This window comes from Pseudoalteromonas sp. NH0006-26 (assembly GCF_057552415.1).
Genome location: NZ_BAAJMJ010000006.1, coordinates 151,292 through 164,365, shown reverse-complemented (window position 1 = coordinate 164,365; position 13,074 = coordinate 151,292). Strand labels below are relative to the sequence as shown.

The following is a 13,074-nucleotide window of genomic DNA, read 5'->3' as shown; positions in this document are numbered from 1 at the left end:
AAGGAGCCATTTGGCTCCTTTTTTATTGGTTTATTTTTTACGTTTATTGGGTTGAATTTTAACTTGTTTGATCATGTTTTCTTTTACTTCAAGTACTTCAACCGGGTAGCCCGCAATACGAATACTTAAGTTAGCATCTGGAATATCTTCCAAATACTCAACAATAAGGCCACTGAGTGTTTTAGGGCCATCTAATGGGAATTCCCAACCCATTTCTTTATTTAAGTCGCGCACGTTGGCACCACCATCAACTATATAAGAACCATCGCTTTGTGTGGTTACTTCTTCACTTGGTGTACGGGTTTGAGTGGTGGTGAAATCGCCCACAACCTCTTCAAGAATATCTTCTAAGGTGACTAAGCCTTGTATATCGCCATATTCATCAACAACGATGCCAATTCGTTCTTTCGACAACTGAAACTTCAGCAGTTGAGTATTAAGCGACGTTCCCTCAGGAATAAAGTATATCTCGCGTACAGCTCGAAGGAGCGAAGGTTTGTCGAATTGCTCTTTAGTAAGAAGACGTAATGCATCACGAGAGTGAATAAAGCCCACTGCATCATCAATGTTATCGCGGTATAAAAGCACGCGAGTATGTTGAGCATGAGTTAGCTGTTTACTAATTATTTTCCAGTCATCGTTGATATCAATCGCCACAATCTCATTGCGGGGTATCATAATATCTTCAACGGTAACCTGCTCTAAATCTAAAATTGAGGTCAGCATACTTTGGTGGCGTGCCGGGATCAGTGCACCTGATTCATTTAGCACGGTTTTTAATTCTTCTTTACTCATGCTGTGCTCATCTATTTGTGCAGCACTAATGCCAAATAAGCGTAATATGCCGTTGGTCATCCAGTTAACAACTACCACAAATGGGAAGAGTATTTTTAACAAGCCCTTAAGTATCACAGAGCTAGGAAAAGCGACTCGCTCAGGATAGAGGGCGGCCAGTGTTTTTGGCGTTACTTCAGCGAAAATTAGCACAACTAGTGTTAATGCACCCGTTGCTATAGCAATACCTAAATCGCCATATAAGCGTATACCTATTATGGTGGCTACCTGCGCTGCAGCAATATTAACCAGGTTATTACCAATTAGGATCAGACCTATCAACCTATCTGGTCGACTCAGTAATTTACTAACGCGTTTCGCAGCACGATGGTTCTCTTTAGCGAGGTGTCGCAAACGAATACGGTTGATTGACATGATTCCGGTTTCTGACCCGGAGAAGTAAGCAGAAAAAAGCACCAATAAACCTAATATGATAAACAGGGTACTTGTCGATATGTCGTCCAACGATGGATCCTTTTTTTATAAACCAATGCGTATTAAGCTAGAGTGAGCTTTCAGAGTCAAGTTAAAACTTATTTAGGACCACTTCTTGTATAAAACGGCTACCAAAATAAGCAAGTGTGAGTGTAAATGCGGCAATCATTATACTCACTACCACTACTTTGCCTCGCCAACCACGTTTTACATGGCCAACTGCAATCGTAGCAAAAATGGCCCAAGCAACTAGAGATAAGATTGTTTTGTGAATAAACTCTTTGGCAAACATGCCATCTAGAAATACAAATCCGGTAATGAGCGCCACACTTAATAATACGGTACCTAAGTTTAATAACTGGTAAAGTTGGCGTTCTACCACCATGAGTGGCGGTAAGTGACTGTGAACTATCGCTAAGTCTTTTCGCTTTAAGCGTTTATCAATAAAGTAAAACTGCACGCCATACAAAGTGGCAATAATTAAAATACAGTAGGCCAATAACGACAGTGATATATGTGCAACCAGTGCCAGCTCTACATTTATACTTTGTAATAAAACATGATGAGGGATAAATAGGCTAGAAATTGTTAGCAGTGCAGCAAAGCCATAAACAACAGGTAGTAGCAAGGTTGCGGGAAACTTTAAAGAAACAGTGGTAACACACAGCACAATAATCCAGCAAGTCAGTAATGCCACATTAACAATACTTAAATCTTGCCCATCAGCTCTAAATACCGAATTTACTAATAGCAGCATGTGCGCCAAAATAGCGACAGTACTAAGTATTATAGTAACTTTTTGGCTCGGCCCCTGATGATGAAACAATCGCGAAAGCACGTGAGACGTTGCTAACACATAAAATAAACTGGCAATAATAGTTAAACTAATAATCAGCATTTTGCTTTGGCCACTTAATTGAAGTCAGATAATTCGTGTTCGTTATGTAGCCATTGTATTTTATAGCAAAGCAAATGCATAGACCCTGTAAAAAGAAACTCAATAAGCAGCATTTCAGCACTGTATTGTATACCACCATTTACGGTATACTATTTCTAATTGAATTTTAATAACATCGACCTTATTAATAGAGTTGATTTCAACGTCTTTTCGGAACCGTTACATGTTTGAGAACCTCCAAGAACGATTAGGTAAAACCCTAAAAAATATTAGTGGCCGTGGCCGCCTAACTGAAGACAACATTAAAGATACACTTCGTGAAGTGCGAATGGCATTTTTAGAAGCCGATGTGGCGTTGCCTGTTGTTCGCGAGTTTGTAAAACAAGTTAAAGAACGCGCAGTGGGTATTGAAGTTACTAAAAGCTTAAGCCCTGGCCAAGTATTTATAAAAATTGTTCGTGAAGAACTTGAAAAAGCCATGGGTGAAGCTAACGAAGAGCTAAGCCTTAACGCGCAACCGCCAGCTGTTGTGATGATGGCGGGTCTTCAAGGTGCGGGTAAAACCACCAGTGTGGGTAAGCTGGCTAAGTTTTTAAAAGAGCGCAAGAAAAAGTCTGTGCTAGTGGTGAGTGCCGATGTGTATCGTCCAGCGGCAATTAAGCAATTAGAAACCTTAGCAACAGAAGTAGATGTAGAATTTTTCCCAAGTGATATTTCGCAAAAACCAGTGGATATTGCCACTGCTGCAATTTCTCATGCGAAAAAGAAATTTATTGATGTTGTATTAGTCGATACTGCGGGTCGTTTGCATGTTGATAGCGACATGATGGATGAAATTAAAGCCTTACATCATGCAATCAATCCAATCGAAACGCTATTCGTTGTTGATGCAATGACAGGTCAAGATGCGGCAAATACTGCAAAAGCATTTGACGAAGCCTTACCGCTGACCGGTGTGATACTGACTAAAACAGATGGTGATGCCCGAGGTGGTGCTGCGTTATCTATTCGTCATATTACCGGTAAGCCAATTAAGTTTATGGGTGTGGGTGAGCGCACTGATGCCCTTGAGCCTTTCCACCCAGACCGTATTGCTTCACGTATTTTAGGCATGGGTGATGTACTTTCATTAATCGAAGAAGTCGAGATGAAAGTAGACAAAGAACAAGCGGCAAAAGTAGCGCAAAAAGTATTTAAAGGTGATGGCTTTACCCTGGATGATTTTGCTGATCAATTAAAGCAAATGAAAAACATGGGTGGCATGATGTCGATGCTTGATAAATTGCCAGGCATGCAAAACATCCCAGATGCGGTAAAAGGCCAAATGGGTGATAAAACCTTTATTCAAATGGAAGCGATTATCAGCTCTATGACCAAAAAAGAACGTGCACGCCCAGAGATCATTAAAGGTTCGCGTAAAAAGCGCATCGCAGCAGGCTCGGGTACGCAAGTACAAGAGATCAATAAGCTACTTAAGCAGTTTACCCAAATGCAAAAAATGATGAAAAAGATGAAAGGTAAAGGTGGCATGCAAAAAATGATGCGTGGCATGAAAGGAATGTTACCACCGGGAATGATGGGTGGCGGTGGCCCGAAATTTTAATCATTTAACTTTTATTATCTCCGATATCAGATAAAAGTAATCAATAAAGAGGCAAAACGCCTCTTTATTGTTGAATAAACTATGCACAGAATAGCTTGTTCACATGCTTTTTCTTCTTGGATCACGGTTTAATCTACTAAACTGGCTTTTTGCATCACTTCTTACTTGCATTGTTGCTAAAAACTCGTACAATTCACCGGCTCCCCATACTGGGGAGTAAATCTTATTAATGAAAACAGTCAATCTATTTAGAGGACGGTATGGTAACTATTCGTTTGCAACGTGGTGGCGCTAAAAAACGCCCTTTCTATCAAATTGTGGTTGCGGATAGCCGTTTCTCGCGTGACGGTCGCTTCATCGAGAAAGTAGGTTTCTTTAACCCAATCGCTTCAGGTCAAGAAGAAAAACTTCGTTTAGATTTACCACGTGTTGAGCACTGGTTAGGTCAAGGCGCAGGTCTTTCAGATCGTGTAGCTAAATTAGTTAAAGACGCTCGTAAAGCGGCTTAATAGGCGTAAGTGTAACCATGAGTCAAGAGAACACCTCATCAATAATTGTCGTAGGAAAGCTCGGCGCCCCTTATGGTATAAAGGGCTGGCTTAAGGTGCATTCATTTACTGATGATCCCCAAGGGATCTTCGATTTCAGCCCGTGGTTGATAGGGCAGCAAGGTAAATGGCAATCCTTAGAAGTGGTCGACTGGCGTCGCCACAACAAAGGCTTTATCGCTAAGTTTGCGCAAGTAAACGACAGAGACCAAGCAATGGCTTATACCAATGTTGAAATTTCTGTGGATTCAGCGCAGCTACCAGAATTACCGCAAGGTGAATTCTATTGGCGAGATCTCATTGGCATGTCGGTTGTAACTGATAAAGGTTATAACTTAGGCATTGTTGATGACCTTATGGAGACAGGCTCAAATGACGTACTGGTTGTGAAAGCAAACAGTAAAGATGCATTTGGCCAAGCAGAACGTTTAATTCCTTTTTTAACTGATTCAGTTATTCAAGAAGTTAAATACGATGCGAAAGAAATTACTGTAGATTGGGATCCAAGCTTTTAATGAGTCAAACAAGTTCGTTGTGGGTAGGGGTTATCAGCCTTTTCCCTGATATGTTTGATGCAATTACAACGCAAGGTGTAACCGGTCGCGCTGTTAAAAATGGTTTAATCGACTTTAACTGCTGGAATCCACGTGACTATGCAACTGATAAGCATAGAACCGTAGATGATCGTCCTTACGGGGGCGGACCAGGCATGTTAATGATGGTTGAACCACTTAAACAAGCCATTCTTGAAGCCAAACAGGCTGCAGGTGATGGTGCAAAAGTAATTTATATGTCGCCACAAGGGCGCAAATTAGATCAGCAAGGGGCAAGCGAACTCGCAAACTCTGAAAAACTGATTTTAATTGCCGGTCGCTATGAAGGTATAGACGAGAGAATAATAGAATCGTACGTTGACGAAGAATGGTCAATTGGTGATTTTATTTTGAGTGGGGGTGAATTACCTGCCATGACATTAATTGACGCAGTAGCGCGATTAGTGCCAGGGGTGTTAGGACACAACCAGTCAGCAGAGCAAGATTCATTTTCGGATGGCTTGCTAGATTGTCCTCACTATACACGGCCAGAAACATTGGACGACAAACAGGTGCCTGCTGTATTACTCAGCGGAAACCACCAAGAGATAGCGAAATGGCGGCTTATGCAGTCATTAGGTAGAACTTGGCTTCGCCGTCCTGACTTGTTGCATAACCTAGCTCTGACTGAGGAGCAAGCGGTATTACTCGCGAAATTTCAGCAAGAGTACCAAAAAGCTTGTGGCTAGAAGACAGTTACACCTAGGAAAGTGAGAAACATAATGGCAAAAGTAAACCAAAATATTATTAAAGCGCTTGAAGAAGAGCAGCTTAAAACAGACGTACCTGCATTCGGCGCTGGTGATACAGTAGTTGTACAGGTAAAAGTAAAAGAAGGTGCTAAAGAGCGTCTACAGGCCTTTGAAGGTGTTGTAATCGCTAAGCGTAATCGTGGTCTTCACTCAGCATTCACAGTTCGTAAAATCTCGAACGGTGAAGGTGTTGAGCGTGTATTCCAAACGCACAGCCCTCTTATTGATAGCGTAACAGTTAAGCGTCGCGGTGCGGTTCGTCGTGCTAAGCTTTACTATCTACGTGAGCGTTCTGGTAAATCTGCACGTATTAGAGAAAAACTTAACTAATACGCGCTGTTTATCAACGCAAAAAAACGGGTTGCAACCTTTGGGTTGCAACCCGTTTTGGTTTTAATGCTATTGCGGTTTTTATAGCGATACATTTAAAAACCAATACACACATTAACCAGCATGCGTTAAAGTGTGGTTCACTTCAAAGCACAATATCTTCTCACTTCTTGCAAAAAATGATGTACAAAAATGAATGATAAAACGATAGTTACACACAACGGCAATTTTCATGCAGATGATGTTTTTAGTATCGCTGCGCTTAAAATTATTTTCCCTTCTTTTACCCTGATCCGCACACGCGATAATGCGATTATTAATGACGCCGATGTGGTTATTGATGTTGGCGGTCAATATGACCCACAAACTGACCGGTTTGATCACCATCAGCGCGGAGGTGCCGGTGCTCGCGAAAATGGGATTCCTTTTTCATCATTTGGCTTGGTGTGGAAAAAGTATGGTTTAGCAATATGTGATGATAACCAAGATGTGGCTAATGCGGTGGATGCAGGGCTTGTATCAACTATTGATGCCATTGATTGTGGTCATGTGGAAGGGGTTGCTACAGGCATTAGCTTAAGCCAAACAATTTCTATGTTTAACCCAACTTGGGAAGAGGAAAGTAATTTTGATACTGCTTTTGATCAAGCAGTCGAGTTTGCACACACTTTGCTGATTCGTTTTGTGGCCTCAGCGCGTGGTGGTTTAAATGCTAAAAAGATTGTTGCTCAAGCAATTAAACAAGCTGACGATCCTCGATTAATCGTATTGGAGCGTTATACGCCGTGGAAAAAAACCGTACATAGTTTATCTGAAGAGGCATTATTTGTTGTTTACCCATCTCATTCTGGCAAGTGGATAGTGCAAACAGTGCCTGCAGAATTAGGCTCTTTTGAAGACAGAAAGTCATTACCTGCAACATGGGCAGGATTATCAGACGATGAATTTCAAGCGGTAACCGGTATCGATGATGCTATGTTTTGTCACAATGGCTTATTTATCGCTGGCGCAGAATCATTCGACAGTGTTATGTCGCTTGCGGCTATGGCATTAGAATACTAATAGTTCTCCTTAACCGCTCGCCGGTTACTTAATAAAAGTGGCTTTTGCCACTTTTTAAGATCCTCTACTTAACCTGAACCTACTTAAATTCAATGTAGTTAGCGCTGAAATAGCTGCTTGAGATAGATTTATTATCTAGCGTTTAGGTTACTTACTACCGTTTCCACCTTGGTTTTAGTTGAACAACTGATAGTGATCTTTTCAATAATTTGCCTTTTAACCCCTAACGTATCCTGTTAGTATTTATCGTATTGATTAGTTTACTTTTTTGTAAGTTTTAATTTACGATTTTGCTTTTTTGGATGGAATGAGAACGTGGCAGAGATAAGTGATTTAGCGCAGCTAAGAACAGGTATAGATGAATGCGATGCGCAACTGGTTGCCTTACTTGCAAAACGCAATGGTATTACCCAACAAATAGGCGCAATAAAACAACAAACTGGCGCGCCATTACATGCACCCGATCGAGAAGCAGATTTATTAGCTGCACGACGTCAAGAGGCTATTAATCAAGGTGTAAACCCTGATTTAGTTGAAGACATTCTCAGACGCATGATGCGTGAAGCTTATCAAAATCAACAAGCCAAATTAGCGTGCGCCGATCCACAATTATCGCCAATTGTTATCGTTGGTGGTGAGGGAGCAATGGGGCAGTTATTTGCAAAACAATTTCAGCGTTCGGGTTACGAAGTCAAAATTTTAGATAAAGCGCAGCAATTGCAGGCAGCAGATATCCTAAAAGGTGCAAAACTGGTGATGATCAGTGTACCAATAAATGCCCTTGAAACCGTTGTTAATGCACTACCGAAACTGGATGATGATTGTTTGCTGGTTGATATTACATCAGTTAAACAAGCCCCATTAACGGTACTTAAAAAAGTACATAGTGGGCCAGTTGTTGGTTTACACCCAATGTTTGGGCCTGATATTTCTCATTGGGTGAAACAAACCGTGGTGGTGTGCGAAGGGCGCAGTCATAAAGTGGCGCAAGGGTTACTAAAGCAGCTACAAATATGGGGTTGTCAGTTGGTTGAACTTGATGCCAAAAAGCATGACGAAGCAATGCAAATTATCCAGGTTATGCGCCACTTAACTACCTTTGTGTACGGTCAGTTTTTAGCAAAACAGGGGCACACACTCGCCGAGTTAAGAAGTTGTTCATCACCTATTTATCAATTAGAGTTGATGATGGTTGGGCGTTTATTTGCGCAATCGCCAGAGTTATACACTGATATTATGTTAGCGCAATTTGATAATGTAGAAAGTTTATTAGCGCAGTATCAGTCGCTGTTTTCAGAGACGCTTGAAAAGCTAAAAGCAGGGGATAAGCCCGCATTAATTGATGCTTTTGCTGATGCAAAGTCTTATTTTTCAGATTCAACGGCGCACTTTTTAACCCAAAGCCGCAGTTTATTAAATAAAGCGAATGACGCGAAAGTACTCGATTAAAATTACTGAAAACAAAAAAGGGCCGATAGGCCCTTTTTTTGGTTAGCTTTCTACGCTAACAGCTTGCAAAGACTCGCTTTGGTAGCAACCGAGAACGCGCACGTATTGAGTGTGCTGTTTAAGCTCTTCTAATGCATGCTTAACTTGGTTATCGATTAAGTTAGCCTCCAAGTCCACATAAAACACTTCTTCCCATGGGTTACCAGGCGTAGGTCGAGATTCTAGTTTCACTAAATTAATATTATGCTGTTTAAAAATCATTAACGCATCGGCAAGTGAACCAGCTTGTTGCTTGGTTGACATAATTAAGCTGGTTTTAGTCGGAATTTGTGTCGATACTTGCAGTGGTTTGCGGGCAACGACAATGAAGCGGCTGTGATTTTCTTTTTGGTTGGCAAGATTGGCCTTAATCACTTCAAGGCCTACATTTTTCCCTGCTTGCGCTGAGCCAATAGCGGCACTATTTGGCGTTTCCATAGCAGACTTGAGTGCGCTTGAGGTCGAGTCACAGGTTTCATGCTGAAGTTCACCAAGCCCTTGTAAAAAGCGGCTACATTGGGCAAAGGGTTGTGGGTGTGCAAATACCTTGGTTAATTGGCTTAGCTCGGTGCCTGGGGTTGCTAATAAGCAATGATCAACGCTATGAGTAACTTCACCGACAATAGAGACTTGTGCATGCTGCAGTAAATCAAATACTTCATTAATACTACCCGAACTCGTATTTTCAATAGGCAGTAAGCCAAAGTCGGCTTGACCTTTTTCTACTTTTCCGGTGATTTCCTCAAATGAGGTGCAACCAATTTCAACTAATTTACCCGGGCGACGGCTAAAATATTTATGACACGCAAGCTGACTATACGAGCCTTGACCGCCTAAATACGTTACGCGATGAGTTTCGCTCAGTGCATCGGGATTTAAATTCTTTTGTAGCATGGCTTGTTGATGCAACACAGAGTCTTCTAATATCGTTTGGAAAACATTGTTAACGTAGTAAGCGTCAAGTCCTAACGATTTGCCATAGCCTATGAGTTTTTCGAGTAAAGCCAGTTCACGGGCTTCATCACGAATGGGTTTATTATTTGCTATTTTATATTCAACGACGCCATGACTAATACGGCGTCGTTTTGCTAGCAAGACAAGTAAATCGTTGTCGATTTCATTTATGTCGTGCCTGAGAGTATCGAGTACATCGTTGCTCATTTGGTTTTCCTCATTCCAAAACATGTCACTGATTATGCAGTGAAAACAAAAAAGCCTCCCAGTTGGGAGGCTTTACTATTCGGTTGATTTTATCTCACAAACAGGGAAGCCTCTTCTACATAAAGAAGCTAAAAAAAGAAAAAAAGGTGTGTGAGTAATTTATATTCATACCCTTAATGTATGAAGTGTAACCCCCAATGTCAACAAGCACTTACAGGAAATCGGCTTTTTACCCGATATATAGACAAAACACGTTGTTTTTAGAAAACTTCATAAATAATTTATAATTCTGATTTAAGTTCTGGTATATTTCTATTACTTGCAAAAATAATAATTATAAATAAGGTTGGCTTTTTGTGTATCGACGCCCTCCATCTCGATTTGGCATAAACTCACTCAGTGTAAAGTTATCATTGTTGATCTCTGGCATCTGTTTAGTGGCAGGCATTTGCGCGGCTGCATTAATGCTCAAGTCAGAAGAAAAACAGCTTGTCTTTGAAGAGCATGAGGTATTAAAGCAATCAAATGAATTATTAATAAAACAATTTAACAACTTGATAGCGACCAAAGTTAAAATAGCAGAGCAAGCTAATATTGTTGTTAGCGAGCAGTTATTTGAAGGGCAGCTGTCATTTAAAAATAATAATACACCCACAATGCAGCTGACCAATGATGGCTCAGTGCGCAGTGCATCAGCAGATGGCCTATCTGCCGCATTTATCCCTCAAACTGCATATTCTCCTTTTTATAAACAGCTAATTGCTGACTCAGAATCGCTTTGGAAAGTTATTTCTCCGACGTTAATCCAAGACTTTTATAATTTTTATCTTATAACTAAAGATAACTTTATTCGTGTTGCACCACCTAATTGGGCGCTTAATGTGCCCGGAAATTACACATTCAACCAAAGTGAGAGCTTTAATTATGCCAAATCGTTAACTAACCCACAGCGTGATCCGCTTTGGTCGCGGGTTTACTACGATAATGTATGGAATAAATGGGTAGTGAGTTTAATTGTTCCTATTTATAAAGATGATGAATTTTTAGGTGTCACGGGGAGTGATATTTCACTCGAGTCCTTAGTATCGCAATTACCCGTGGGTGGAAAAGAAAAGCACCTTGTCGTATTTGATGAGCAAGGGCAATTATTAGCGCACCCAAATTTAGGCTCTGATAGTTATACAAAATACGGTGAGGCAGGTAAAAAGCTACTACCAGAAGATTTTATTTCCCCTGAACTAAAGCGCGTTATTGATAACGCAGGGCAAATTCAATTGCCAGAATATGCCGATTCGTTTTCATTAAATGATGAAGATTACATTATCAACATTCATAAGGTGGCAGGTGTAAACTGGTATGTAGGTGTTTATAAAAAGCGCTCTTCAACGTTATCGGCACTTAAAGATTTAAAGCTTAAGTTTTTTGGCTTATTTATTCTGTATGCCATTTTAGTTGCTTTATTATTACACCAAGCACTCTACCAATTAGTATTAAGACGCTTACATTCATTGGTTTATGCAGTTACTAATTTTGGTAAAGGCCAGTTAGAAATTGATTTTCCAAAAGAAAATAAAGATGAAATTGGTACGCTTAATGGTTCATTCAAAGACATGACCATTGAAATTCGTAAACTCATTGATGGCTTAAATCAGCGTATAATAGAAAAAGAAATCGCAGAAAAAGCAGCAAACCGTTTGTCTAAAGCGGTTGCGTTCTCGGGGACGGGGGTGGTGATCACCGATGAAAATTTTGTCATTGAATATGTGAATCCAAAAATGTTGGAGATGACAGACTTTGCCGAAAATGACTTCTTGCGCCAGCCATTACTGACAATTATTGCTAATGAAATGACCATGTTGGTTGAAGATATTGATCTTGATTTACGCAACCGTAATTATTGGCGAGGAGATACGCTTATTGAAGCGCAAAATAAGCCGCCATTATGGGTATCGCTAAGTGTGTCACCAATTCGAGAAGACGGTGGTAAAATCACCAGTTACGTGGCATCAGCGCAAGATATTTCGTTTGTGAAAGAAAGCCAACGAAAAATGGAACAGCTCGCTTACTTCGACACATTAACCGGACTTGCTAATCGTACATTCTTTAGGATGCAACTTAGAAAATCCATGGCGCTTGCTGAAAGAGGGCGTTACTCGTTTGCTTTATTTTATTTTGACCTTGATGAATTTAAACGTATTAATGACACTTTAGGCCATGATGCGGGCGATCAGCTATTGGTTGAAGTGGCAACACGCTTAAAACAGCGTTTACGTGCGGAAGATACCATAGCCCGTTTAGGGGGGGATGAGTTTGCTGTTCTACTTAGTGGCATTGAGCACCAAGAAGAAGCATCTGAAGTCGCTGATACAATACAAAAAACGTTAAATCAGCCAATAAAACTTGGCAGCAATGAAGTGATTGTTAGTGCAAGTATTGGTATTACCTTAGCGCCATTTGATAGCCTAGAAGAAGATCAGTTATTAAAGCATGCCGATTTAGCTATGTATGAAGCAAAAGCCAAAGGGCGTAATACTTTCCACTTTTATAGCCAAGATCTTAATGCGGCAGCTAATGAACGATTATTCCTTGAAAATGAGTTGCGCCATGCGATTAAAGAAAAGCAACTCACGCTGCATTACCAGCCACAGGTTGATTGTCGCGATAACAGCGTGGTGGGATATGAAGCATTGCTTCGTTGGTTCCATCCTACACAAGGGTTTATTCCTCCGACTAAGTTTATTCCCATAGCCGAGGCAACCGGTTTAATTGTGGAGCTTGGTCAATGGGTGCTACAACAAGCCTGTGAGTTTACTAAGCGACTAGAGCAACAAGATAGAGCAAGTAATATGTCGATTAACCTGTCAGCAAGACAGTTTAAAGACGCAAGCTTAGTACCTATGCTGAAAAAGATAATTATAGAGACACAAATTAACGCAAAAAGTCTGCATCTTGAACTAACCGAGAGCATGCTGATGGGTAACGTTGAGGCGGCTATTGAACAGTTGCATCAACTTAAAAAATTGGGTATCTCAATTTCTATTGACGATTTTGGTACGGGTTACTCTTCGCTGAGTTACCTTAAGCGTTTCCCCGTCGATATTCTTAAAATTGATCGCTCGTTTGTCAAAGATATCCCTGAGGATGACAACGACATGGAGATCACTGCGGCCATTATCGCTATGGCACAAAAGCTGAAGCTTGATGTGGTTGCTGAAGGGGTTGAAACAATCGAGCAAGTTGAGTTTTTACAAAACAATAATTGTTTTATTGTGCAAGGGTATTATTTTAGCAAGCCAGTGGCTGAAGATGATATCCCCGCATTATTTGATCAACTAGCTGCGCTAAAAATTATTGAATAAGTAAAAAGTTG

Annotated in this window: 11 protein-coding genes and 1 other annotated feature; of the genes, 8 read left to right on the top strand and 3 right to left on the bottom strand. The window is 40.7% G+C overall.

Annotated elements, in window-relative coordinates; all coding sequences use genetic code 11:
- Positions 1 to 30 precede the first annotated feature (30 nt).
- Together AC27JR_RS11135 and AC27JR_RS11130 are read right to left on the bottom strand one after the other, a co-directional pair.
- A complete protein-coding gene (locus AC27JR_RS11135; RefSeq protein WP_138956964.1) occupies positions 31 to 1,299 on the bottom strand; it encodes an HlyC/CorC family transporter in 1,269 nt (422 codons plus the stop codon).
- Positions 1,300 to 1,360: 61 nt separating this feature from the next.
- On the bottom strand, positions 1,361 to 2,167 hold the full coding sequence (locus AC27JR_RS11130) for a cytochrome C assembly family protein (RefSeq protein WP_008464736.1): 807 nt from the start codon (positions 2,165 to 2,167) through the stop codon (positions 1,361 to 1,363).
- Positions 2,168 to 2,390: 223 nt separating this feature from the next.
- Here AC27JR_RS11130 and ffh point away from each other — a divergent pair, with 223 nt between their 5' ends.
- The 7 genes from ffh (at position 2,391) to tyrA (ending at position 8,504) form a co-directional block, all read left to right on the top strand.
- On the top strand, positions 2,391 to 3,770 hold the full coding sequence (gene ffh, locus AC27JR_RS11125; RefSeq protein WP_008114466.1) for a signal recognition particle protein: 1,380 nt from the start codon (positions 2,391 to 2,393) through the stop codon (positions 3,768 to 3,770).
- Between the two features lie 260 nt (positions 3,771 to 4,030).
- Positions 4,031 to 4,279: a 30S ribosomal protein S16 gene (gene rpsP, locus AC27JR_RS11120; RefSeq protein ID WP_008114468.1), complete on the top strand. Its 249-nt coding sequence runs from the start codon at positions 4,031 to 4,033 to the stop codon at positions 4,277 to 4,279.
- 17 nt (positions 4,280 to 4,296) lie between these two features.
- Positions 4,297 to 4,833 carry a ribosome maturation factor RimM gene (rimM, locus tag AC27JR_RS11115; RefSeq protein WP_008114470.1) on the top strand — a complete coding sequence of 179 codons (537 nt, stop codon included), beginning with the start codon at positions 4,297 to 4,299 and terminating at the stop codon, positions 4,831 to 4,833.
- Positions 4,833 to 5,600, top strand: coding sequence for a tRNA (guanosine(37)-N1)-methyltransferase TrmD (gene trmD / locus AC27JR_RS11110; protein WP_008114471.1), 768 nt, complete (start codon positions 4,833 to 4,835; stop codon positions 5,598 to 5,600). Before rimM ends, trmD begins: the two co-directional genes overlap by 1 nt.
- 33 nt (positions 5,601 to 5,633) lie before the next feature.
- Positions 5,634 to 5,993 carry a 50S ribosomal protein L19 gene (gene rplS / locus AC27JR_RS11105; RefSeq protein WP_008114473.1) on the top strand — a complete coding sequence of 120 codons (360 nt, stop codon included), beginning with the start codon at positions 5,634 to 5,636 and terminating at the stop codon, positions 5,991 to 5,993.
- Positions 5,994 to 6,185: 192 nt separating this feature from the next.
- Positions 6,186 to 7,055 (top strand): MYG1 family protein, encoded by an 870-nt coding sequence (locus AC27JR_RS11100; RefSeq protein ID WP_487173627.1) that lies wholly within the window; start codon positions 6,186 to 6,188, stop codon positions 7,053 to 7,055.
- 315 nt (positions 7,056 to 7,370) lie between these two features.
- A complete protein-coding gene (gene tyrA / locus AC27JR_RS11095) occupies positions 7,371 to 8,504 on the top strand; it encodes a bifunctional chorismate mutase/prephenate dehydrogenase (RefSeq protein ID WP_487173626.1) in 1,134 nt (377 codons plus the stop codon).
- A gap of 42 nt (positions 8,505 to 8,546) precedes the next feature.
- Here tyrA and AC27JR_RS11090 read toward each other — a convergent pair whose 3' ends face one another.
- The gene (locus AC27JR_RS11090) at positions 8,547 to 9,704 is read right to left on the bottom strand and encodes a chorismate mutase (protein ID WP_008114478.1); all 1,158 of its coding nucleotides are present in this window, start codon (positions 9,702 to 9,704) and stop codon (positions 8,547 to 8,549) included.
- Positions 9,705 to 9,748: 44 nt separating this feature from the next.
- Positions 9,749 to 9,864, bottom strand: a sequence feature (Phe leader region).
- 196 nt (positions 9,865 to 10,060) lie between these two features.
- Here AC27JR_RS11090 and AC27JR_RS11085 point away from each other — a divergent pair.
- Complete coding sequence (locus tag AC27JR_RS11085) at positions 10,061 to 13,063, top strand: bifunctional diguanylate cyclase/phosphodiesterase (protein WP_487173625.1); 3,003 nt, start codon at positions 10,061 to 10,063, stop codon at positions 13,061 to 13,063.
- Positions 13,064 to 13,074: the final 11 nt, after the last annotated feature.

Excerpts from the sequence above, each read along its gene's own strand:
- rimM (WP_008114470.1), top strand. The coding sequence starts at position 4,297 with ATGAGTCAAGAGAACACCTCATCAATAATTGTCGTAGGAAAGCTCGGC.
- trmD (WP_008114471.1), top strand. The coding sequence starts at position 4,833 with ATGAGTCAAACAAGTTCGTTGTGGGTAGGGGTTATCAGCCTTTTCCCT.
- rpsP (WP_008114468.1), top strand. The coding sequence starts at position 4,031 with ATGGTAACTATTCGTTTGCAACGTGGTGGCGCTAAAAAACGCCCTTTC.
- AC27JR_RS11100 (WP_487173627.1), top strand. The coding sequence starts at position 6,186 with ATGAATGATAAAACGATAGTTACACACAACGGCAATTTTCATGCAGAT.
- ffh (WP_008114466.1), top strand. The coding sequence starts at position 2,391 with ATGTTTGAGAACCTCCAAGAACGATTAGGTAAAACCCTAAAAAATATT.
- AC27JR_RS11130 (WP_008464736.1), bottom strand. The coding sequence starts at position 2,167 with ATGCTGATTATTAGTTTAACTATTATTGCCAGTTTATTTTATGTGTTA.
- rplS (WP_008114473.1), top strand. The coding sequence starts at position 5,634 with ATGGCAAAAGTAAACCAAAATATTATTAAAGCGCTTGAAGAAGAGCAG.
- AC27JR_RS11090 (WP_008114478.1), bottom strand. The coding sequence starts at position 9,704 with ATGAGCAACGATGTACTCGATACTCTCAGGCACGACATAAATGAAATC.